The organism is Acinetobacter legionensis, assembly GCF_057165765.1.
Window position 1 is genome coordinate 279,499 of sequence record NZ_CM169896.1, and the last position, 22,592, is coordinate 302,090.

Consider the following 22,592-nt stretch of genomic DNA (forward strand, 5'->3'; position numbering starts at 1 on the left):
TCAGAATGTAAATTGAAACTATTATAACGAAAAAGCCCAACTGCTTAAGGGTTAATTCACCAATAAACGATTGGGCTTCTAAATTCTTTTGAGGAGCGTAGAATTTATTTTTCTAAATCAAATTTTTACAAAGTATGTGGTTGGAATAAAGCTTGTACAAAACAGGAGAATTTCTGATGTTGTTCAGCTAAAAAGTTTTGTGAAGCTGTGGTTTTAATTGAGGTTAAAACTTTAAGCTGATCTTTATCTGAGATCAATTTATTCTCGCCACGCTTTTGCTGATTAAGCGCTTTTTCAATCGGTGATTGTTTGTCTATCACAACAATTAATGATTGTATTGGCTTGGTTGTATCTTTAATTGCAGCAGTATGGCCTGTCTGTGCCATCACTGCGAGTCCTAGACTTAAGCCCAAGATCTTTAAATAAGAATCATTCATTCCATCGGCTCCCCTTGATGGTCAAATTTTTGTTCTTGAACATGTTTATTGTAGCAAAACAACTTACAAAAAGCATAACTACGTCACATTTTTTAATAATACTACACAAAAAATGTTTAAAAAACAATCATTGAAACGAAATGTAATATTTTAATTGATAACATATAAATGTGGATGAATCGTGAAGAATTCAAGTTTAGGTTAATTTGTGTAAAAAACATACTAAATAATTTACATGAGTAATACACATTTTTAGATATATTAAATTATGAATAAGTTAGTTCAAATATTTATAAGTAATTGATTGTTAAATCAAAATAATAAAAATATAGTGCTTCTAAATCATTAGAAACTGAGAAAGAAATGAAAAAACTACTGCTTTTAAGTACGATCAGTTTAATCGTCACAGGGAATACTTATGCAGCGAAAGAATTTTTAAATGTATCCTACGATCCTACCCGAGAATTTTATCAAGAATATAACAAAAGTTTTGGTCAATTTTGGAAATCAAAAACAGGCCAAGATATTGAATTTAAACAGTCTCATGGTGGTTCTGGCAAGCAAGCACGTTCAGTAGTAGATGGTTTGCAAGCAGATGTGGTGACACTGGCTTTGGCTAATGATATTGATGAAATTGTCAATGCAGGTTTGATTGAAAAAGGCTGGCAAAAAGAATTTCCGAATAATTCTGCACCCTACACATCTACTGTTGTTTTTTTAGTGCGTAAGGGCAATCCGAAAGCAATAAAGGATTGGAATGATCTGGTAAAACCAGGAGTTGAAATTATTACACCAAACCCTAAAACAGGCGGTGCGCCACGCTGGATTTATTTATCAGCATGGGGTTACGCACTAAAACAACCGGGTGGTAATGATGCAAAAGCGCGTGAATTAGTCAAACAAATATATAAAAATGTCAAAGTGTTAGATTCAGGCGCTCGTGGCTCGCTCACAACATTTGCGGATCGTGGTATTGGCGATGTTTTGTTGTCTTGGGAAAATGAAGCAATTTTGGCGACGTCTGGTCCAGATAAAGATAAATATCAAATTATTTATCCATCGATTTCAATTCTAGCCGAGCCTTCAGTCGCAATCGTCGATAAAGTGGTTGATAAAGATGGCAATCGTAATTTAGCAAAAGGCTATTTAAATTATCTTTATTCACCAGTAGGGCAGGACTTGGCAGCAAAATATAATTTCCGTCCGCGTAATGCCAAAGCTGCGGGCAAATATTCGGCAAAATTTCCAAAAATTAAACTCTTTACCATAGATCAAGTTTTTGGCGGCTGGGCAAAAGCGCAAAAAAACCATTTTGCCAATGGGGGGATTTACGATCAATTTACGGCTGAAAAGTAATTTGAATCAAATACAAACAAGTCCTCTTTGATCAAAGGGGGGCTTTTTTAGCTTGAAATATTTGTGATAAAACAAATAAAACAGACAAAATATAAGCCACAGTGATGTTGAGCGCTTTCATCAATTAAAACCATAGATGGATTTTTAATCTGTTCTAAGTTTGCGGGTATTTCGCTTTTTGATTGAAGTTTATTCGCTTATTTCATATATTTAGAATAATTTTAGCGATGTTAGCACTCATAATATGAAAACTAATTTTAAAGCACTGATGAGTGCTGTGGTTATGGTGACGGGATTAACTGTTGCAACGACAGCAAGTTATGCTGCTGACCGTGAATTTTTAAATGTGTCTTATGATGCAACGCGTGAGTTTTATGATGAGTTTAATAAATCATTTGGTGCTTACTGGAAATCTCGTACAGGTAAGACTGTTGATTTTAAACAATCGCATGGTGGTTCGGGAAAACAAGCGCGTGCCGTGGTTGATGGCTTAAAAGGTGATGTGGTGACCTTAGCTTTGGCCAATGATATCAACGAAATTGTGAAATCAGGTCAAATTAACCCAGGATGGGAAAAAGAATTTCCAAATAACTCAGCACCGTATACGTCTACCGTTGTGTTTTTGGTACGCAAAGGTAATCCCAAAGGCATCAAGGATTGGACAGATTTGACCAGATCTGGGGTACAAATCATTACGCCTAACCCTAAAACAGGTGGTTTACCTCGCTGGATCTATCTCTCAGCTTGGGGCTATGCACTTAAACAACCAGGTGGTAATGATGCTAAAGCACGTGATTTTGTTTCTAAGATGTACCATAACGTAAAAGTTATGGATCCAGCTGCACGTGCATCGATGACCACATTTGCTGAACGTGGGATTGGTGATGTTTTACTGACGTGGGAAAATGAAGCCATGGTGAGTAAGAAAGCATCTGGCAATAAGTTTGATATTGTCTACCCCTCGATGTCAATTTTGACTGAACCATCAGTGGCAATTGTTGATAAAACAGTAGAGAAGAATGGCAATAAATGGTTAGCAACGGGTTATATTAACTATTTGTATTCTCCAATAGGTCAAGATATGGCAGCACGCCATTTCTATCGCCCGCGCAATGCAAAAATCTTAGCTAAATATTCCAATCAATTCCCTGAACTGAAAACTTTTACGATTGATGAAGTCTTTGGTGGTTGGGCAAAAGCGCAACAAACTCACTTTGCCAATGGCGGTGTTTTTGATCAGATTTATAATAGCAAGCGCTAAACATCAACTATTTTGATTGAATCAACCTCCTTTTTAGGAGGTTTTTTCATTCTGTTATGAATCATTTAGACTAATATTAAACTGAGTAATCAATTTAACTATGGATATTGTACTAAGGCTCGCAACTGAAGATGATATTGAGATTATTTTTGATATACGAACGTCAGTCAAAGACAACCATTTGTCAAAACAACAACTGACTGAACTTGGTATCACTGAGTTGGTAATATTAGATTTGATTCAAAATACTTCGACTGTCTAACTTACAGAGCTACAGCATCAAGCGTGTGGTTTTTCGATTGCAGATTTAACTGAGAGCAGTGTATTTGCCATGTTTGTCCAGCCCGATTTTGAAGCCAAAGGTGTCGAAACTGCGCTTTTGAAAAAATCAGAAGATTTATTATTTGAATCTTTTCACGAAATTTGCTTAGAAACTGATCAAAAAAGTCGTACTTTTGAATTTTATCTCCGACAGGATTGGCGTGTTTCAGAGTATTTTGACAAGGGTGATGTGAAAATGGTCAAGACACAATAACGCTTTGTAGCAGAATGAATGAGCCATTTTTTGTACTGAACTTTTATAAAATGCACTTTAAAACGGTTTTCTCTATAAAAAGTAATATTTCCCTACAAAAAGTCGTTTGGAGCTTTGGCAAAACAAGGTAATAATGTGCAGTTACTTTTTTTGCTTAAACTGAAACCATAATTATGTCTCATATTTCTGTATTACTACATGAAACTGTCGATGCTTTACTTGCAGATCGCAATACAGGAATTTACGTGGATGGGACATTTGGACGTGGTGGACACACGCGTTTATTGTTATCTAAATTAGATGAACATTCAAAAGTTTATGCTTTTGATAAAGATCCACAAGCGTTAGAAGTAGCATATCAGTTAGAAAAAGAAGATCCTCGTTTTAAAATTATTCATGCCAGTTTTGCAGATTTACAACAAGAATTAAATCAATTGGATATTTATCAAGTCGATGGGGTTATGGCAGATTTAGGGGTGTCATCACCACAGCTAGATCAAGCAGATCGTGGTTTTAGTTTTATGAAAGATGGACCACTTGATATGCGTATGGATAATTCTCAAGGACAAACAGCCGCAGATTGGCTACTGGATGTCGATGAAGAACATTTGGCCAATGTGATTTTTCAATATGGTGAGGAACGTTATAGTCGTCGTATTGCACGTGCGATTAAGCAAGCAGGTTATATCGAAACCACTGGAAAATTAGCGGAAATTGTTAAAGTTGCGCATCCAAAGTGGGAAAAGAATAAACATGCTGCGACACGGACGTTCCAAGCTATTCGTATTGAAATTAATAAAGAACTCGATGACGTACATACCTTTTTACCTCAAGCCGTAGATTTGTTAAAATCAAATGCACGTTTGGCTGTCATTAGTTTCCACTCACTTGAAGACCGGATTATTAAACAATTTATTCAAAAAGAATCAACGTTGCCAGAAGATAATGGTTGGGGATTACCTCAAAAAGTACAAGATACTCGTCGACTGAAAAAAGTAGACAGAATTCGTGCCAGCGAGGAAGAAGTCAAAGCCAATCCTCGTTCACGTAGTGCATGGCTTCGAGTTGCAGAACGCTTAGAACAAAAAGGCGCAGAATGAAACAAGAAATTATAGAAGAATCAAGTCATAAGCTGGCCATTAAAAAAACCATTGTTTATGGTGTATTGGTTGCTGCTGTGTTGATCAGTGCCTTTATGGTGGTGTTGCAAGTCTTTGCCTATCGTCATGATTTCCGTGATCTAAATAGCTACATGCGTGAACGTGAAGATATCAATGCAGAATGGGGACGTTTGCTCATTGAACAACAAACATTTGGTGCAACTGCACAAATTGGAACGCGTGCAGTGACACAATTGAGAATGTATTCACCGCCAGCTGCGCAAACAGTTGTCATTTCATTACCAACTGAATCAGAGCAGAAGAAGTAAGGCATCTGTATGGCAGATAAGCAAACTAAACCAACCCGGCAGCCGCGTAAAAAGCAGCCTTCAATTACCCAGAAAAGTACTGTATCGATAGATATGTGGCGTTTCTATTTAATGTGGGGCGTGGTTCTTTTATGTTTTGTGGGTTTGGTCGGTCGCGCATTTTATGTGCAAGTGATTAACAAAGACTTTTTACAAAATAAAGCCAATGCCAATATCCTACGTTCTGAAACATTAAAAGCCATGCGTGGTGTGATTAGTGATCGTCATGGCGTGCCTCTGGCAATCAGTTCCCCAATCATGAAAGTAGTGATTGATCCACGGGAGTATTTTGAGACTAAAAAACAGTTTGATACTATTACGGCTGAATTACAAAAAACACCCAATAGTCGCAAGCTTAAACGTCAACTGCCTGATGAAAATTTAAATCTAGATGAGTTAGCAGATGCAGTTGGTCTTGATCGCGCAGATTTAAAAAAGCGATTAAGTGAACGTCCTCGTTCTCGTTATTTGGTACTCAAAAAAGAAGTTCCACCACCTCAGGCTGATTTTATTACACAGCATAAATTTGCTGGTGTTTATGCAGAGAAAACCTACAAACGTTACTATCCTCAGCCACAACCCAATGCGCAAATTATTGGTCTCACCAATAGTGAAGGAACGGGGATTGAGGGTTTAGAGATGCAATTGAACACACGTCTGGCGGGTGAAGATGGTGAGCAAAAGATTTCTCGTGATAAACATGGTAACCGTATTACCACGCCTGAAGTGGTGAAAGAAGTTAAAGCAGGGGAGAACATCACCTTAAGTATCGATTCACGTTTGCAATATATTATGTATCGTGAGTTGACTGCGGTGGGTGTTGCCAATAATGCACGTTCCGCTTCTGCAATTGCTGTGGATGTAAAAACGGGCGAAATTCTGGCTATGGCGAGTTGGCCTTCTTATAATCCCAATGATAAAAATGGCTTAAGTAATAAAGATGCTATGCGGAACCGTGGTGCAATTGACATGTTTGAACCTGGTTCAACCATGAAACCTTTTACTATTGCCGCAGGCTTAGAAAGTGGCAAATATACGCCTAACTCTGTGGTTAGTACTAGTCCTGGTTCGATGCGTTTAGGCTCCCATACTATTCGTGATACGCATAATTATGGTTCGTTGACCGTCACTGGTGTGATTATCAAATCTTCGAACGTGGGATCGGCAAAGATTGCCTTGTCTTTACCAAAAGAAACTTTACCAAGTTTCTTTAGAAAAGTGGGTTTTGGTCAGCGTTCTGCAGTTAAATTCCCAGGTGAGAGTGGAGGTTTAGTACTTCCACCTGAAAAGTTAAATTCTTCACAAATTGGCACAATGGCCTATGGTTATGGTTTAAATGCTACTATTTTACAGTTGGCGCAAGGCTATGCAATGTTGGCCAATCATGGTGTGGAATATCCTTTAAGTCTCTATAAATTAAATGATCAGCCCAAAGGTAAACAGGTTTTAGCTCCTAAAATTGCTGATGAAGTTTTGTTGATGTTAGAGCAAGTCACGATGCCCGGTGGTACTGCAAAACAAGCCAATATTCCTGGTTATCGCGTCGGTGGTAAAACAGGTACAGCACATAAGTTGCGTCCTGACCACAGAGGCTATTCGAATACTGAATACCGTGCTTTATTTGCTGGTGTGGCACCGATTAGCGATCCTCGTTTAGCAGTTATTGTTGTAGTCGAAAATCCGCGGGGACAATATTATGGTGGTTTGGTTGCAGCCCCAGTATTTGCTCGAATTATGCAAGAATCTTTACGTTTAATGAATGTGCCTTTAGATAAACCTCTTGAAACGGCTAAGGCCAAGCCATAGGTAAACCATAATGATTAATTTTCAAGATATTTATAAAGTTGATAATACAAAGACGTGGATGTCTGAGTCATTTAATGGCTTTTCTCTAGATAGTCGTTATGTACAACAAGGACAAATTTTTATTGCTTTAACCAGTTATTCGGAACCAGAAAAAACAGCACAATTCGCTCAAATTGCTTTAGACAAAGGCGCATTGGCGATTATTAGTGAAACAGATTTAGGTTTTGAATCTGCATTGATCTGCCCAGATGTTCGTCAGTTAATGGGTCAATGGCAAAAACAATATTTACAAGCAACATCCCCTGTAAAAGCTGCGCGAATTCTTGCAGTCACAGGAACCAATGGTAAAACTACGATTTCACGCCTCGTTGCTGAATTACTGGCATTGCAAAATAAAAAATGTGCAGTAATGGGAACCACAGGTAATGGGATTTTGCCAAACCTAGAAGCGTCTTCACATACCACTTTAGATGCTTTACATTTACAAAGTCTTTTGCATGAATTTTCTATGCAAGGTGCTGAATTCGCTTCTATTGAGGCAAGTTCACATGGTTTGGCACAAGGTCGTTTAAATGGTTGTGATATTGAGATTGCTGCATATAGTAATCTGAGTCGAGATCACTTGGATTATCACGGGACGCTTGAAGCCTATGCTGAAGCAAAAGCGTTACTGTTTAAATTTGCTACGCTAAAAGTTGCGGTAATTAATATAGACGATGCGCATGCAGATCTAATGATGAATGCGGCAAGTAGCAATCTGTCACATCCAAAAGTATTGACCTATTCAACCTCTAAAGCGGCTGATTACCAAGTATTTGGGATTAAATATGGCCTAGATGGAGCAACATTCCATCTAAAAACAGCCAAAGCTGAATTTACTGTGAATAGCCCATTACTTGGGCATTTTAATATTGAAAATTTGGTGGCCAGTTTAATTGTTGCTGAGCAAGCAGGTTTTGATTTAAAGCAACTTATCGCAGTTGTACCTAACTTAAAAGGTGCACCTGGACGTATGCAAGTGATTCGTGATCAAGATCGTCTGTTTGTGGTGGATTATGCACATACACCAGACGCTTTAACTCAGGTTTTAAAAACCTTAAAACGTCATGTTGAAAATCAGCTTTGGGCTGTCTTTGGTTGTGGTGGCGATCGAGATCGCGGTAAACGCCCATTGATGACCAAAGCAGCTTTGGAACAAGCCAATCCTGTGATCATCACATCAGATAATCCGCGTACAGAAAATCCTGAGCAAATTTTTGCCGATATGAAGCATGAAATTGATTTTAGCCAGCATGAGGTTCACGAAATCCGTGATCGCCGTGAAGCAATCAAATATGCAGTAAAGCATGCACAATCAGGTGATATTGTTGTGATTGCCGGAAAAGGGCATGAAAATTATCAAGAAATTGATGGTGTCCGTCATTGGTTTGACGATATCGTTGAAGTGCAATCGGCAATAGATACACAACACAATAAACCCAATTCAGCTTATCCAGCTCATTAGGACTAAGAGATGCACACCTCTACCACCAGTACTGTGCCTTTGGAGCCATGGTCAGCAGCACAACTTGCTGAAGCAACTCAAGGTTATTGGTATTTAGATCAAGCACCACAAGGTGAAATTAAACGTATTTTGACTGATTCACGTCATGCTGAATTAGGTGATGCTTTTTTGGCGCTCAAAGGTGAGCGTTTTGATGCACATGATTTTGTTGCCCAAGTGGCTGCGAATGGCTGCCAAATTGCCATTGTTAGCCATCCAATTGAAGCAAATATCTGCCAACTTGTCGTGGCGGATACTCGTTTGGCATTGGGGCATTTAGGCGCGTATCGTCGGGCTCAACATCCACAATTAAAAGTGATTGCACTTACAGGTAGTAGTGGTAAGACCACCACCAAAGAGATGTTGGGGAGTATTCTTTCACGTTTAGCCCCGACCTTGATTACACGTGGCAATTTAAATAATGATCTTGGTGTGCCAATGATGTTATTGGAGCTACGTTCAGAGCATCAATATGCGGTGATGGAACTTGGTGCAAGCCATCAAGGTGAAATTGATTACACCTCAAATCTTGTACAGCCACATGTTGCTGGTATTCTAAATATTGGAACTGCACATTTAGGCGAATTTGGTGGACGTGATGGAATTTGCCGTGCTAAATCTGAAATTTACCGTCATATTGATCCAGCTGGAATAGCAATTGTTCCTGCTCAGGATGATTTTACGAATGCGATTCGCCAAGTGGTACATACTGAGCAAGTGTTAAGTTTTGGTCAGGGTGGCGAAGTCTTTGCGACGGATGTTCAGTTACACGCACAGTCTACAATCTTTACACTTAATACGCCTCAAGGTGTAAGAACGGTCAATCTGCCTTTTGCAGGCGAACATAATGTTCATAATGCAGAAGCAGCGACAGTATTTGCTTTGGCGATTGGTGTTGAGTTAGACGATATTGTGATTGGCTTGGAGTCGGCACAAGGTGCAAAAGGGCGTTTGAATTTTATTCATAAGCGCAAGCACTTATTTATTGATGATACCTATAATGCCAATCCGACTTCAATGCGTGCAGCAGCTGAAGTACTTGCGCAACAGCAAGGGATCAAAGTGATGGTGATTGGCGATATTGGCGAACTGGGCGATACTGCTGCTCAGCAACACTATATGTTGGGTCGTGATCTGGTTTCAGTGGATGGGATCGACTTTGTTGTCGCGGTAGGGGAGTTTGCGCCTGCCACACAAGAAGGTGCGCGAAGTACTCAATATGGTAAAAAATTACAAGCTTTTCTTAACCAAGAACAAGCTTTACCTTTATTGTTAAGTTTAATTGCAACACATCAACCACAGTCCATGAGTTTCTTGTTTAAAGGTTCTCGCTATACCCATATGGAAACGTTGATGGCTGATTTGATGGAGAAAGTTTAATGCTGTATTGGTTATTTCAACACTTGGCGGGTTATGAAAACGCGTTCCAAGTTGTTCGATACTTATCGTTACGAGCATTGCTCAGTGTACTCACTGCACTTGCGATTGGTTGGGCCTTGGGACCAGTAATGATCCGTAAATTACAAGCGCTCAAATATGGTCAGGCGGTTAGTTCATATGCACCTGAAAATCATGCCAAAAAAATGGGTACGCCCACTATGGGTGGGATCTTAATTCTGCTTTCAATTGGGATTAGTACTTTACTGTGGGCAGATTTATCCAATCCTTATGTATGGATTGTCTTGGCTGTTATGGTGATCTTTGGTGCTGTAGGATGGGCGGATGATTGGATTAAAGTACGCTATAAAGACAATGCGGGCTTACCTGCTAAGAAGAAGTTCTTTTGGACTTCAGTTGGTTCCTTAGGTGCGGGTATTGCTTTGTATATAATCGCCACTCAGCAAGACAGCCCTGTACATACTGCGAATATGTTGGATTTATTGATTCCATTTTTTAAAAATCTGAGCATTCCATTGTCGTCCATTCCGTTGGGTATTGGATTTATTATTTTTACCTATCTGGTGATTAATGGTGGATCAAATGCAGTAAATTTGACAGATGGCTTAGATGGCTTAGCGATTATGCCGATTGTCTTGGTTGCTGCAGGTTTAGGTGTTTTTGCATATTTGGCAGGTGATATCCGCTTTGCCAATTATTTACATATTCCTTATGTAAAATATACGTCTGAGCTGGTGATTATTTGTGCTGCAATGATTGGGGCTGGTTTAGCATTTCTTTGGTACAACGCGCATCCTGCCCAAGTCTTTATGGGGGATGTAGGGGCGTTATCATTGGGGGCAATGTTAGGTACAATCGCGGTAATGGTTCGTCAAGAAATCGTCTTTGCTATTATGGGTGGTGTATTTGTTGTAGAAGCAATCTCCGTATTCTTGCAAATCGGATCGTTGCGTATGCGGAATAAGCGTGTATTTCTTATGGCGCCGTTACATCATCATTATGAGAAAAAAGGTTGGCGTGAGACTCAAGTGGTGATTCGTTTTTGGATTATCACAATTATGCTGGTAGTTTTGGGTCTAATGACATTAAAATTACGTTAAGCCAGAGTGATTTGAAAAAGTCGGCATTTGCCGGCTTTTTTATGGCCAAAAAATATCTTTTTGGAGAATGCAATGAATTTGTTGATGTGCCCCGTATGTCGTGAGGTATTGAGCCTATCGGATCGGACTTGGCGCTGTGTAAACAATCATAGTTATGATGTAGCAAAACAAGGCTATGTAAATTTACATGTAGTACAACATAAGCATAGTAAAAATCCTGGAGATACGCCTGAATCTGTACAAGCACGACGTGGATTTTTAAGTGGTGGATTTTATGCACCTTTACAACAAGCCGTTGTTGAGAAAATTCGTGGGTTGCGTGTTGAAAACCTACTGGATATCGGTTGTGGTGAGGGCTACTATACCGATGCTATGCAGCAAGAAGTGATGCAATGTATTGGTGTTGATATTGCAAAAAATGCGGTTCAAGTTGCTGCAAAACTCAATAAAGACGTGACATGGATTGTGGGTACAGGTGCAACCTTACCTGTATTGGATCATTCTATTGATTTGTGTACCAGCTTATTTAGTCCGATCCCTGAAGAAGAAATACTCAGAGTTCTTAAGCCTAAGGCTTATTTGATGGTGGTGACACCTGCTCCTGAGCATTTATATGCAATGCGTGAGGGTTTGTTTGATGAAGTTAAAGCGCATGAACCACAAAAATTTGTAGAGCAATTACAATCCTCTTTTGAGTTAATTGAGCAGCCTATTGTTGAAACAACGTTTGAGTTGGATCAAGCACAATTAAAAAACTTGATTGCGATGACCCCCTATGCTTATAAAGCAAAACCTGAAAAGCGTTTGGCTTTAGAGGCACACATTAAAACCACATTAAAAGCTGCATTCCAAATTTATATTTTTCAAAAAAAATAACAGAAATCTTAGCCATAAAAAATGCCATCAATTGATGGCATTTTTTATTTGAAAAGCTAATTATTGAACTTCATTAATCAAGTTTTCAAGAGAATCGCTTTCTCGTTTCGCACTCCCTTGATTCATTGCAGGAGGGGCTACTTTGTTCGGTTTTAGCGGTTGATCTGAACCCTCATCAGGTAGGTCTTCAAAGTCATTTGATGAATTACGTGATGGTGTAACAGGTGCAGGTTTGAAGATTGGACGGGCTAAAGGTGGTGATGAACCATAGCCTTCGTTTTGAGTAGCGCCTTCAACTTGTGTTTGGTTGCGTTCTTCACGAGAAATTGGTGCTTTGGCATTTTTATCAAAATGTACCCAAGCAGATGGCGTGTCTTTTAAGGCTTTACCCATAAAGCCAGTCCAGACTGGAAGTGCTGCGATCCCACCGAACTCACGACGACCAAGTGTTGAAGGTTGGTCAAAACCGACCCAAGCAATCGCGACTAATTTGCCGTTGAAGCCAGCAAACCAAGCATCTTTAGCATCATTGGTTGTACCCGTTTTACCGCCAATGTCATCGCGACCAATTTTAAGCGCTGCACGACCTGTACCATGCACAATGACATCACGAAGAATATTTGCCATATCAAAAGCAGATTGTGATTTTAAAATCCGTTGCGCTTGGCGATATTTACTTTGCTCTTCCTTACTTAGTGGGGGTTGAGTCTCATCTACTGTAAGGTTTGCACCTTTAATAACTTCATCATCAGGAGTGATTGCTTCTGCATCTGCAACAGTTTCTTTTTGATTGATACATGGAATACACGCATATTCAGGCGCTGCTTCGTAAATGGTTTTTCCATAAGCATCTTCAATACGACTGATGAAATGTGGTTGAATCCGATATCCACCATTGGCAATTGCGGCATATCCTGTAGCCATTTGAACAGGAAGTACTTGCGGAGTACCAAGAGCGATGGTGAAGTTTCGTGGAATTTGATCTTCTTGTAGGCCAAAATCCATCAATAATTGACGAGCACGTTCTACACCGACGCTTTGTAATAAACGTACAGATACTGTATTACGAGATAAGTACAACGCACGTCGTAAAGGAATCATACCCAAATAACGACCATCTGAGTTTCTCGGTGACCAACGACCAATCGTAATTGGGCTATCGTTCACCATGGTATAAGGGGTCATCCCGCGTTCAAGTGCAAGGGCATATACGAATGGCTTAATGGTTGAACCAGGTTGACGCCAGCCTTGTATTGCGCGGTTAAATTTAGATTGGTAAAAGTTGTATCCACCCACCACAGCTTCAATTGAACCATCGTTCGGGTTGATAGCGATGAGTTGACCCTGTGCTTTCGGCGTTTGAACCAATGACCACGCTGTTTTATTATCATTGGGACGTAAACGAATAATATCTTTGACGTTTACAATCTGTGAAGCACGGCTTGGTGCTCCACCCACTGCATTGGCATTGATATATTTTCTTGCCCAAGACATACCAGACCAAGGTACTGTCACTGTTGAACCATCTTGCATTTTGGCATCAAAACTATTGCTGCCAACTTTGATGACTTCAGCAGGGTAGGTATTGGCATAAGGAATAAATTCTTTTAACGGTTTGTCATGAGCTTCAGCACCGCGCCATCCATGACGCCGATCATAATCTTCCAAGCCTTTTTGTACAGCATCTTCCGCATATTGTTGGCGTTGGCTGTTTACAGTTGTATAAACTTTATAACCTGAATCAATTGCTTGATCGCCAAATTTTTCTACCAGTTCTGACCGAACCATTTCTCCTACATAGGGAAATCGATTACTTAGGCCTCGATCAGGCATACTCAAATTAATTGGTTCAGCTACGGCTTTTTCATATTCTACTTGTTTGAGATAGCCGAGTTGTAACATACGACCTAGAATCCAGTTACGACGTTCTAATGCACGTTCAGGATTGACCACAGGATTATATTTTGACGGTGCTTTAGGTAGACCTGCAATCATGGCCATTTGAGCAACACTGAGTTGATCTAAACTTTTGTCATAGTAAATTTTTGCAGCAGCAGCAATACCATACGCATTTTTACCTAAAAAGATTTTATTGACATATAAAGACAAAATTTCTTCTTTCGATAGATTTTGTTCTATTTTACGTGCCAAAAATACTTCTGTAAGTTTGCGTTTTAGCGTCCGTTCAGGTGATAAATAATAATTTTTAGCAACCTGCATGGTAATTGTTGAGCCACCTGTTTGTACATTTGACCCAGTTACACTTTCACTCACTGCTCGACCTAAGCCTTTAAAGCTAATCCCGCTATGTTCGAAGAAAGAAGAGTCTTCGGCAGCAAGAAAGGCGTGAATAAAATGAGGAGGGATCTGATTGTACTCAACAGGGACCGAAAGCTTGCCACCATATTCAGCGATCAGCTGATTATCTGCTGAATAAACTTGCAAAGGTTTAAGCAATGGCGCCTTTTTTAAAGAGCTCATTTCTGGTAGTGATGGCGCGATATATAGATACATTCCATAAAAGCCCATCGGAATTGCGACTAAAATAATGATAATCAGCAAAAAAAAGGGATGAATATAACCTGAACAAGATAGCTTTTTCATAACAAGTAAGTTTTAATAATAGCTAATGGCAAACTAATTGCGTTCAGTATAGCTTCTCATGTGACGGATTGTTAGATGGGATATTGTATCTGTAAAAAATTAAGACCAAATGCAGTCAGTTTGTGTTATTTATTGGGGATAAAAAAATAATAGGAATTCAATCGTGCTTAGACTATATCGTAAGCCAAATAAGGGGTTAATAGGAGTAGATATTAGTTCTACTACTGTAAAGATTTTAGAGCTCTCTGTTAAGAACGGTCGTTACTGGGTTGAAAGTTATGGGTTAAGCCCTCTGCTGGATGGGAGTGTTGTTGAAAAAAACATTCTTAATCCTGAAGCAGTGGCTGATGCGTTGGAAAGGGCAGTCAATATTGCCAACCCTCAATCACAAAATGTCGCGGTTGCTGTACCTACTTCTATGGTGATTCACAAAATCATTGAAATGGATGCAGATATGTCGGATGAGGAGAGAGAAGTTCAGATCCGAATGGATGCTGAACAATATATTCCTTTTCCATTAGATGAAGTCAGTTTAGATTTTGAAGTTTTAAAAGATAAGCTAGCAAATCCAAATCGAGTCAATGTATTACTCGTTGCAACACGTGCAGAAAATATCGATTCTCGTGTTGAAGTTTTAGAAATCGCAGGCTTGTCACCCAAAATCGCCGATGTAGAAAGCTATGCAATTGAGCGTGCTTTTGATGTCTTTTCTGATACCTTGCCAATTGGTGTAAATCTTGTGGGTATTCTAGATATTGGTCATACCATGACGACTTTGTCTGTGATGCAAAATGGCAAGATCATTTATACCCGAGAACAAGTTTTTGGTGGCAAGCAGCTGACTCAAGATGTACAGAACCGTTATGGTTTGTCTTATGACGAAGCTGGTCGTGCCAAAAAAGATCGGACTTTACCTGATGATTTTGAAACAGAAGTTTTAATGCCGTTTTTAGAAGCAGTTGTACAACAAGCTGCTCGTTCATTACAGTTTTTCTTTTCATCTTCTCAGTTTAACGAGATTGATCATATTTTACTGGCTGGTGGGAATGCTAATATTCCTGGTTTGGCAAAATTATTACAACAAAAATTAGGCTATCGCGTCACGATTGCAAATCCTTTCTTGCAGATGGGATTTTCACCACAAATTGACTTAAGAAAAATAGAAAATGATGCACCTTCTCTAATGGTTGCCTGTGGTTTGGCGTTAAGGAGTTTTGATTAATGGCAAAGATTAACTTACTCCCTTGGCGTGATGAGCTAAGAGAACAGAAGAAAAAGCAATTTGTTGCGATATGTGTTGGGGTTGCACTGATTGGTTTAGTTTCCGTGTTATTGGCATGGTTCTATTTTGATCATAAGTTACAAGATCAAGAGCAGGCTAATCAATTGGTGACCAGTACCAATCAAAATTTAGATACGCAACTCAAAACTTTAGATGGTTTGCAAGAGCGCCGTAATGCAATTATTGAACGTATGAAACTTATTCAAGGCTTACAGGGTCAGCGTCCTGTGATTGTTCGCTTAGTTGATGAATTAGTCCGTATTGTTCCTGCACAAATGTACATCACAAAATTTAGTCGTGTAGGTGATAAGTTTACGATTGAAGGAAAAGCAGAGAGCCCAAACACAGTTGCTGAATTGCTACGTGGCTTAGAAGCTTCTGAATGGTATCGAAATGCGTTTATGAACTCTTTCTTAGCCGCAGATGAAAATAAAAATAAAGGGCAAACTTCGGTTATTCCTCGTGTGGAAGAATCATATGGAAGTTTTGTTGTGACTGTAGATATCGGTGAAATAGCTGCAACTACAGATGCAGATACAACTAAAGCTGAACAAGTTCCAGCTGCTGGGGGGGCAAAATGAGTCGAGAAGATTTTGAGCAATTAGATTCATCTGTAAATGATGCTCCAAAAAAGAACAAGATGACTTTTGAGAAATTTTTACAACAATTCAATACTTTGGATATGAATAACTATGGCACTTGGCCCTTATCCGTTAAAGTAACATGTTGGGTCTTCTTATTTTTCTTGGTTTGTGCAATTGGTTATTTTTTAGCAATTAGACCTAAATTAGAGGCAATTGACCAAGCACGTACAGTTGAACAAAACTTATTAAATGAGTTTAAAGAAAAAGATTCCAAATTACGAAATTTGCAGCAATATCAAGCGCAATTACAACAAATGGAAGCGAACTTCAATCAGCAATTAGAACAGCTTCCCAAAGAAACTGAAATTCCAAGTCTGGTTGAAGATATTAACGTGACAGGGGTGAGTTCTGGTTTGAAATTTAAAAATATCAAATTAGAACCAGAAGTGAAGCAGGAGTTCTTTATTGAGCAGCCGATTTCGATTGATGCAACAGGGGATTATCATTCATTTGGCAGTTTTGTAAGTAGTCTGGCGGCATTACCTCGTATTGTGACTTTGCATGATTTCACAATTACAGGAACACCAAGTCAAGATAATAAATCTGATGTGCCGGTGATTGACTATACCATTAAAGCAAAAACGTATCGTTATATTGGAGCCGATGAGCAGAAAACAAATAAATCTTCGAATGCTGTTGCACAGAAGACAACGACACCTCAGCAAGGAGGGAAGCCACAATGAAGCAGCTCATTAAAATAGTTTGTGGAATCTCATGTGCGGTGCTGTTGGTGGGGTGTGATTCTCGAATTGATGCCGTAAATCAAGAGATGGCAAATATTCGAAATCAGCAACCATTACCGATTGAGCCTGCGCCAGTATTTAATCCGGTACCAAGTTTTAATTATTCAGCTCAACAATTACGTAGCCCATTTTTACCGAACTCATTGGCAAATGAGTTGAAAGTTATGTCAGGTAAGCAAGTCTACCCTAATTTTTCAAGACAGCCACAACCACTTGAAAGTTATCCTTTAGAGTCATTAACACTAAAAGGAAGTATGAAAGGAACAGTTGGGCAGACAGTGGGTTTGATTAAAACACCTGATGGCGAGGTTGAGCGGGTACAACGTGGGAATTACATGGGGATGAATCAGGGGCGAATTATTGAAATTACGCCTACCCGTATTGATTTATTGGAAATTGTTCCAGATGGTCGAGACGGTTATATAGAAAGACCACGGAGTCTAGTTCTAATCGGTCCAATAGATTAAAAACGGAATAAAGGAATAAAAATGAAAAAGAGTTTGAAAAATATCTTTAACGGGGATGGTAAGTTTATGAATAGTCAACTTCGTCAATTTACTATGGCGGCAGTGTCAATTGCGATTATGCAGGTTGCAATAGCGCAAACAACTATGACCAATATTGTACCAATGAAAATACCAGGGCAAGGTACAGAAATTCGTGTCATGTTTAATGGCTTACCTCCACAGCCTCAAGCCTATCAATTGGACAATCCATCTCGACTGATTTTGGACTTTGATCAGGCGAAGCAAACGATCAATCAATCATCCATTGCTGTGGCAAGTGAAGAAGCGTCTACGGTGGATGTTGCGGCTGATGATCAACGTTCACGCTTAACCGTAAATTTAAAAAATAGTGGTTCTTTTACAACGCGTGTTGAAGGGAATACTTTTATTTTAAAGATTAATAATGCTAATCATGCGACTGCATTACCCACTTATGCTGCATCTTCGCTGAATAAGCAAAATCAAGGCATTGCAGATATCGGTTTTCAGCGTGGGGCTTCTGGAGAAGGACAGGTTATTGTGAATCTCTCAGGTGCAAATACGCCTGTAGATGTACAACAACAAGGCAGTAAAGTTGTTATTCGAACTTTGGGAAATAAAATCCCAGCGCATTTAATCCGTCGTTTAAATGTGAATGATTTTGCAACGCCAGTTTCTTCTGTAGATGCTTATAATGACGGTTCAAATGGCGTCATTACCATTCAATCAAGTGGTAGCTATGAATATATGGCTTTCCAAGCTGAAAACAAATTGACAGTGAGTTTAAAGCGTCCCGCAGAAAGCAAAACAAATCGTCCAAATTCAAGTCAGTCTTATACGGGTAAGAAAATCTCGCTTGATTTTCAAGATATAGAAGTACGACGTGTTCTACAGCTACTTGCTGATTTTACTAGTATCAATATGGTGGCAGCAGATTCAGTTCAAGGTAATATTACTTTGCGTCTAAAAGACGTACCTTGGGATCAGGCCTTAGATATCATTTTGAAAACAAAAAACTTGGATAAGCGTCGCAATGGCAGCGTAATTTGGATTGCACCTGTAACTGAGCTAATTAAGGCAGAAGAAGATGAAGCAAAGGCTTTAGCTCAAAGTGTTAAATTAGCACCAATCCAAACTGAATATATTCAGTTGAATTATGCTAAAGCTACGGATATCGAGAAATTAATCACAGAAGGTAAAAATTCTAAAAATACAAATAATTCAAATACAAATAGTTCTAATAGTTTGGATTTAAATAATTTAGATCCATATGGAAATAATGTAGGAAGTTTATTAAGTCCTCGAGGTACGGTTACTGTAGATGCTAGGACAAATACACTGATTATTACAGATACAGCCGTAAAAATTGACCAAATCCGTAAAATGGTTGATTTACTAGATATTTCCGTAAAACAAGTCATGGTTGAAGCGCGAATTGTTCGGGCAACAACAGATTTTACTAAAGAAATGGGGGTAAAGTGGGGGATTTTATCTCAAGGGGTTACCAAGAATAATGACTTACTTGTTGGGGGAAGTGATCAAACACTTTGGGATTTAAAAACCCCAGATAGTAATGGCAAATATACTATTACACGCCCTGATAATTTAAATGTAGATCTTGGCGTGACGACTCCCGGTGCAAGTAAAATTGCATTTGGTCTAATTAGTCTTTCTGATTTTATGTTGGATCTAGAGTTATCAGCATTACAGGCTGATGGTTATGGTGAAGTGATTTCAACGCCAAAAGTAATGACTGCGGATAAACAAAAGGCCAAAGTGGCATCTGGTCAACAAATTCCGTATCAATCAACTCAAACAGCAGGGGGGAGTGCAGTTGCAACGACTGAATTTAAAGATGCTTTGTTAAGTCTAGATGTGACACCGAGTATTACCCCGGATGGAAAAATCCAAATGCAGCTCAACGTCACAAGCGATTCAGCAGGTCAAGTAGTAAATGGAAATGTTGCAATTAATAAAAATGAAATTAATACCAATGTATTGGTTGATAATGGCGAAACAGTGGTGCTAGGGGGGATTTTTGAACAAGAAACTAAAAATAGCCAAACCAAAGTTCCATTTTTAGGAGATATTCCATATCTTGGTCGATTATTTAGAAAAGATGTTAAGTCTGATAATAAACGAGAATTACTAATCTTTGTGACACCAAGAATTGTTAATGACAGTCGTACGAGAAATCATTAATATACTTTCAATGAAAGCAATTCAATAGGTGACTCCTTGCCAAGCAAAGAGTTGGAAACCCTACCGAATATTTATTTGGTAGGGCCCATGGGAGCAGGAAAAACAACAGTTGGTCGGCATCTAGCGGAACTGTTAAGTCGTGAGTTTTTAGACAGCGATCATGAAATAGAAAGAAAAACAGGGGCATCTATTCCTTGGATTTTTGAAAAAGAAGGCGAACAAGGTTTCCGTACAAGAGAAACTATCGTGATTGATGAACTCACATCAAAAAAAAACTTAGTGGTTGCAACAGGTGGCGGTGCAGTGACTCAAGCCATGAATCGGGAATATCTCAAACATAGAGGTATTGTGATTTATTTATATACGCCTGTAGAAATCCAATTATTACGTACGCATCGAGATAAAAATCGCCCCTTATTACAAGTTGAGAATCCTGAGCAAAAGTTAAAGGATCTACTTAAAGCACGAGATCCACTGTATAGAGATGTCGCGCATTATATTATTGAAACGAATCAGGGAGCTGCGCGAGATTTAGCGCTGAGAATATTGCAGTTAATCGTTTCAAAAGAAATTATTTAGTCAGTAAATTATCATTCATTGTTATTTGGCAGAATCATGCAAACTTTACATGTTGAACTGGGTGAACGTCGTTATCCAATTTTTATTGGTAGTCATTTGAATCCGCAAGAATTGCTTGAACCTTATATTAAGGGACATCAAGTTATGATTGTTACAAATACCACAGTTCAGCCCTTATATTTATCGCACTATGTTGATGCAATTCAACAACTGGGTAAGCAGGTTACAACATGTGTTTTGCCTGATGGTGAAAAATATAAAGATATTCAGCACCTCAATTTGATTTTTGATGCTTTGCTTCAAGCTGGTTTTAATCGTGATTGTACGGTTTTAGCTCTAGGTGGTGGAGTGATTGGTGACATGGCAGGTTTTGCATCAGCTTGTTTCCAGCGAGGCGTATATTTTATTCAAGTTCCGACCACATTATTATCTCAAGTTGATTCGAGTGTTGGTGGAAAAACAGGAATTAATCACCCATTAGGTAAGAATATGATTGGTGCATTTCAGCAACCTCAAGTGGTTTTGGCTGATATGGCACAACTCAGAACACTGCCTGAACGTGAGCTTTCAGCTGGTTTGGCAGAGGTGATTAAATATGCGCTATTGGGTGATTTAGAATTTTTAACATGGTTAGAAGATCATATGGATGGGCTGATTGCCCAAGATCCAGAATTCTTGGCTGAAGCGGTTTATCGTTCTTGTGCACATAAAGCAAGAATTGTGGCTAATGATGAGAAAGAACAAGGCGAACGCGCTTTATTGAATTTAGGTCATACTTTTGGGCATGCTATTGAATCGTATCTAGGCTATGGAGTTTGGTTGCATGGAGAAGCGATTGCAACGGGTATGGTGATGGCTGCTGATTTATCTTATCGTATGGGGTGGATTTCACACGATGATCTGGAACGTACAAAAAAAATCATACAACGTGCCCAATTACCTGTAGCATGTCCTAAAATTCCGCTTGATGAATTTTTGGCATATATGTCACATGATAAAAAAGTATTAAATGGTCAACTTCGTTTAATATTGATAAAACAACTCGGACAAGCCATCATAACCAAAGATTTTGATGTCGAGTTGATGAAACAAGCGATTCTAGCGAATCAGATATAGAAAAGGTTAGTTCCAAATGGCAGCAATTCGTACAAATTGGCAAAATATTCGACAATATATTTGGTTGGTTGGTGGATTAATCTGTCTTTTGGTAGCACTGATTTTTTGGGTAGTGACTGACACGAAAGATCTAGTCACTGTCGTCAATCCTATCGAAGAGGCACAAGTTCAAATTCAGCCTGAAAAAGTTGCTGCGACATCGCACTTAGGTGCTTTGATGGATGAGGTGCGCCCACTTGAAATGACCACACGTATCGTGACTGCAGGTAACCATGATGTAGAGTTTCGTGGTACAAAATTTTTTCAAGAAAATAAGAAAGCTTGGATGATAGAACTATTTAAAACCTCAGATGAAGATGTCATTCTTGGGTTTTTACAAAAACAAGCGGATCGTAAAAATTTTATTTATTTTCGTTTAAGTGGTGAAGATCAAACAGAGCAATATGTTTTAGCCTATGGCGTATTTAAAAGTGATGAGCAGGCGAAAAATCAGTTACGACAGTTAAATTTAAAATTACCAGCATCAATACATCCGCAGGCCATTCAGTTTGAAAAATACATTCCTTTAGTCAATGATCTAGGCTCAGATGAAATGGCAGGTACAAATAAACTCTATCAAGTGAAGTTAAAGTCTGCACCTTTGCCTGTTGTTGATGAAACACTACTGGCGCAAGCAAAATCGGCATTGTCATCTTTAACAGGTTCAACTCCTACGAACCAGACCACCAAAACTACAATCACTCGTCGTGATGCATCTGGCAATGTAGTGGATGTACAAAAGTCGCAATCTCATGCACAGACTTCAGGCAATACAAAAGAGCCAGCAGGCAATTCTTCTGATAAAAAGCCAACTGAGCATGAGGTAAGTGACCCTTTTAATTAAAATAAGCTCTAAAATGAAGCGAAATTAATTATCTAATTTTATATTTGCACAAAAATGGTGCTATATATGCCTTTATAAGAAGCTTAGAATTTTAAAGAATATCTTTATTTCACTATCTTTTAGTGATTTGGTGAACAAAAATAAAATTTGGCATATTTTTTGCTTTATTGTTGCGCTAATTGAGTTGATTGTCCCTGTTTTGGAGCGAAATGATTCAGTTGGTGTGCGATTTAAGTCTGGTTGAGTGCTTTATTTCAGTGCGGAAGTTGTAAAA

Annotated in this window: 21 protein-coding genes; 19 read left to right on the forward strand and 2 right to left on the reverse strand. The window is 38.9% G+C overall.

All coding sequences use genetic code 11. From position 1 onward, the window contains the following. Positions 1-125: 125 nt before the first annotated feature. Positions 126-437: a DUF4179 domain-containing protein gene (locus tag AC2G3J_RS01340; protein ID WP_483770561.1), complete on the reverse strand. Its 312-nt coding sequence runs from the start codon at positions 435-437 to the stop codon at positions 126-128. Between the two features lie 363 nt (positions 438-800). Here AC2G3J_RS01340 and AC2G3J_RS01345 point away from each other — a divergent pair, with 363 nt between their 5' ends. From AC2G3J_RS01345 to AC2G3J_RS01395, 11 genes are all read left to right on the forward strand, one after another. Further along, positions 801-1,793: a sulfate ABC transporter substrate-binding protein gene (locus tag AC2G3J_RS01345; RefSeq protein ID WP_483770562.1), complete on the forward strand. Its 993-nt coding sequence runs from the start codon at positions 801-803 to the stop codon at positions 1,791-1,793. Positions 1,794-2,037: 244 nt separating this feature from the next. Continuing rightward, complete coding sequence (locus AC2G3J_RS01350) at positions 2,038-3,054, forward strand: sulfate ABC transporter substrate-binding protein (RefSeq protein ID WP_483770563.1); 1,017 nt, start codon at positions 2,038-2,040, stop codon at positions 3,052-3,054. Between the two features lie 100 nt (positions 3,055-3,154). Then, entirely contained in the window at positions 3,155-3,316 is a 162-nt protein-coding gene (locus AC2G3J_RS01355; protein ID WP_336953683.1) for a hypothetical protein, read from the forward strand. 69 nt (positions 3,317-3,385) lie between these two features. Further along, positions 3,386-3,589: an N-acetyltransferase gene (locus tag AC2G3J_RS01360; protein WP_336953684.1), complete on the forward strand. Its 204-nt coding sequence runs from the start codon at positions 3,386-3,388 to the stop codon at positions 3,587-3,589. Positions 3,590-3,762: 173 nt separating this feature from the next. Then, positions 3,763-4,689, forward strand: coding sequence for a 16S rRNA (cytosine(1402)-N(4))-methyltransferase RsmH (gene rsmH, locus AC2G3J_RS01365; RefSeq protein WP_336953685.1), 927 nt, complete (start codon positions 3,763-3,765; stop codon positions 4,687-4,689). Next, on the forward strand, positions 4,686-5,018 hold the full coding sequence (gene ftsL / locus AC2G3J_RS01370; RefSeq protein ID WP_336953686.1) for a cell division protein FtsL: 333 nt from the start codon (positions 4,686-4,688) through the stop codon (positions 5,016-5,018). The genes rsmH and ftsL overlap by 4 nt, the downstream gene beginning before the upstream one ends. 9 nt (positions 5,019-5,027) lie before the next feature. Continuing rightward, positions 5,028-6,863: a penicillin-binding protein PBP3 gene (ftsI, locus tag AC2G3J_RS01375; RefSeq protein WP_336953687.1), complete on the forward strand. Its 1,836-nt coding sequence runs from the start codon at positions 5,028-5,030 to the stop codon at positions 6,861-6,863. Positions 6,864-6,870: 7 nt separating this feature from the next. Then, positions 6,871-8,367, forward strand: a complete 1,497-nt coding sequence (locus tag AC2G3J_RS01380; RefSeq protein ID WP_483771055.1) for a UDP-N-acetylmuramoyl-L-alanyl-D-glutamate--2,6-diaminopimelate ligase — start codon at positions 6,871-6,873, stop codon at positions 8,365-8,367. Between the two features lie 9 nt (positions 8,368-8,376). Then, positions 8,377-9,786: a UDP-N-acetylmuramoyl-tripeptide--D-alanyl-D-alanine ligase gene (locus AC2G3J_RS01385; protein ID WP_419327979.1), complete on the forward strand. Its 1,410-nt coding sequence runs from the start codon at positions 8,377-8,379 to the stop codon at positions 9,784-9,786. After that, positions 9,786-10,904 carry a phospho-N-acetylmuramoyl-pentapeptide-transferase gene (gene mraY / locus AC2G3J_RS01390; protein WP_004725416.1) on the forward strand — a complete coding sequence of 373 codons (1,119 nt, stop codon included), beginning with the start codon at positions 9,786-9,788 and terminating at the stop codon, positions 10,902-10,904. The genes AC2G3J_RS01385 and mraY overlap by 1 nt, the downstream gene beginning before the upstream one ends. Before the next feature lie 72 nt (positions 10,905-10,976). Next, entirely contained in the window at positions 10,977-11,780 is an 804-nt protein-coding gene (locus AC2G3J_RS01395) for a putative RNA methyltransferase (RefSeq protein ID WP_336953689.1), read from the forward strand. A 60-nt stretch (positions 11,781-11,840) separates the two neighbouring features. On the opposite strand, the gene ponA is transcribed toward AC2G3J_RS01395, so the two are convergent. Beyond that, a complete protein-coding gene (gene ponA, locus AC2G3J_RS01400; protein WP_483770564.1) occupies positions 11,841-14,384 on the reverse strand; it encodes a penicillin-binding protein PBP1a in 2,544 nt (847 codons plus the stop codon). 163 nt (positions 14,385-14,547) lie between these two features. Here ponA and AC2G3J_RS01405 point away from each other — a divergent pair, with 163 nt between their 5' ends. Genes AC2G3J_RS01405 through AC2G3J_RS01440 form a run of 8 tightly spaced genes read left to right on the forward strand, consistent with a single transcriptional unit; the run spans position 14,548 to position 22,318 of the window. Then, positions 14,548-15,606: a pilus assembly protein PilM gene (locus tag AC2G3J_RS01405; protein WP_336953691.1), complete on the forward strand. Its 1,059-nt coding sequence runs from the start codon at positions 14,548-14,550 to the stop codon at positions 15,604-15,606. Further along, complete coding sequence (locus AC2G3J_RS01410) at positions 15,606-16,247, forward strand: PilN domain-containing protein (RefSeq protein ID WP_336953692.1); 642 nt, start codon at positions 15,606-15,608, stop codon at positions 16,245-16,247. The genes AC2G3J_RS01405 and AC2G3J_RS01410 overlap by 1 nt, the downstream gene beginning before the upstream one ends. Further along, entirely contained in the window at positions 16,244-16,993 is a 750-nt protein-coding gene (locus AC2G3J_RS01415) for a type IV pilus inner membrane component PilO (RefSeq protein ID WP_336953693.1), read from the forward strand. Before AC2G3J_RS01410 ends, AC2G3J_RS01415 begins: the two co-directional genes overlap by 4 nt. Next, complete coding sequence (locus tag AC2G3J_RS01420) at positions 16,990-17,520, forward strand: pilus assembly protein PilP (RefSeq protein ID WP_419327977.1); 531 nt, start codon at positions 16,990-16,992, stop codon at positions 17,518-17,520. Before AC2G3J_RS01415 ends, AC2G3J_RS01420 begins: the two co-directional genes overlap by 4 nt. A 21-nt stretch (positions 17,521-17,541) precedes the next feature. Continuing rightward, positions 17,542-19,740, forward strand: a complete 2,199-nt coding sequence (locus tag AC2G3J_RS01425; RefSeq protein WP_483770565.1) for a type IV pilus secretin PilQ — start codon at positions 17,542-17,544, stop codon at positions 19,738-19,740. A 36-nt stretch (positions 19,741-19,776) separates the two neighbouring features. Continuing rightward, entirely contained in the window at positions 19,777-20,319 is a 543-nt protein-coding gene (gene aroK, locus AC2G3J_RS01430; RefSeq protein WP_004725433.1) for a shikimate kinase AroK, read from the forward strand. 36 nt (positions 20,320-20,355) lie between these two features. Continuing rightward, positions 20,356-21,435 (forward strand): 3-dehydroquinate synthase, encoded by a 1,080-nt coding sequence (gene aroB / locus AC2G3J_RS01435; protein WP_336953696.1) that lies wholly within the window; start codon positions 20,356-20,358, stop codon positions 21,433-21,435. Positions 21,436-21,451: 16 nt separating this feature from the next. Then, the gene (locus AC2G3J_RS01440; RefSeq protein ID WP_336953697.1) at positions 21,452-22,318 is read left to right on the forward strand and encodes a hypothetical protein; all 867 of its coding nucleotides are present in this window, start codon (positions 21,452-21,454) and stop codon (positions 22,316-22,318) included. Positions 22,319-22,592: the final 274 nt, after the last annotated feature.

Coding starts and splice junctions, on each gene's coding strand:
- AC2G3J_RS01415 (WP_336953693.1), top strand. CDS start 16,244: ATGAGTCGAGAAGATTTTGAGCAATTAGATTCATCTGTAAATGATGCT.
- AC2G3J_RS01420 (WP_419327977.1), top strand. CDS start 16,990: ATGAAGCAGCTCATTAAAATAGTTTGTGGAATCTCATGTGCGGTGCTG.
- AC2G3J_RS01410 (WP_336953692.1), top strand. CDS start 15,606: ATGGCAAAGATTAACTTACTCCCTTGGCGTGATGAGCTAAGAGAACAG.
- AC2G3J_RS01355 (WP_336953683.1), top strand. CDS start 3,155: ATGGATATTGTACTAAGGCTCGCAACTGAAGATGATATTGAGATTATT.
- AC2G3J_RS01340 (WP_483770561.1), bottom strand. CDS start 437: ATGAATGATTCTTATTTAAAGATCTTGGGCTTAAGTCTAGGACTCGCA.
- AC2G3J_RS01440 (WP_336953697.1), top strand. CDS start 21,452: ATGGCAGCAATTCGTACAAATTGGCAAAATATTCGACAATATATTTGG.
- ftsI (WP_336953687.1), top strand. CDS start 5,028: ATGGCAGATAAGCAAACTAAACCAACCCGGCAGCCGCGTAAAAAGCAG.
- AC2G3J_RS01360 (WP_336953684.1), top strand. CDS start 3,386: ATGTTTGTCCAGCCCGATTTTGAAGCCAAAGGTGTCGAAACTGCGCTT.
- ponA (WP_483770564.1), bottom strand. CDS start 14,384: ATGAAAAAGCTATCTTGTTCAGGTTATATTCATCCCTTTTTTTTGCTG.
- ftsL (WP_336953686.1), top strand. CDS start 4,686: ATGAAACAAGAAATTATAGAAGAATCAAGTCATAAGCTGGCCATTAAA.
- AC2G3J_RS01350 (WP_483770563.1), top strand. CDS start 2,038: ATGAAAACTAATTTTAAAGCACTGATGAGTGCTGTGGTTATGGTGACG.
- AC2G3J_RS01385 (WP_419327979.1), top strand. CDS start 8,377: ATGCACACCTCTACCACCAGTACTGTGCCTTTGGAGCCATGGTCAGCA.
- AC2G3J_RS01345 (WP_483770562.1), top strand. CDS start 801: ATGAAAAAACTACTGCTTTTAAGTACGATCAGTTTAATCGTCACAGGG.
- aroB (WP_336953696.1), top strand. CDS start 20,356: ATGCAAACTTTACATGTTGAACTGGGTGAACGTCGTTATCCAATTTTT.
- rsmH (WP_336953685.1), top strand. CDS start 3,763: ATGTCTCATATTTCTGTATTACTACATGAAACTGTCGATGCTTTACTT.
- mraY (WP_004725416.1), top strand. CDS start 9,786: ATGCTGTATTGGTTATTTCAACACTTGGCGGGTTATGAAAACGCGTTC.
- AC2G3J_RS01395 (WP_336953689.1), top strand. CDS start 10,977: ATGAATTTGTTGATGTGCCCCGTATGTCGTGAGGTATTGAGCCTATCG.
- AC2G3J_RS01425 (WP_483770565.1), top strand. CDS start 17,542: ATGAAAAAGAGTTTGAAAAATATCTTTAACGGGGATGGTAAGTTTATG.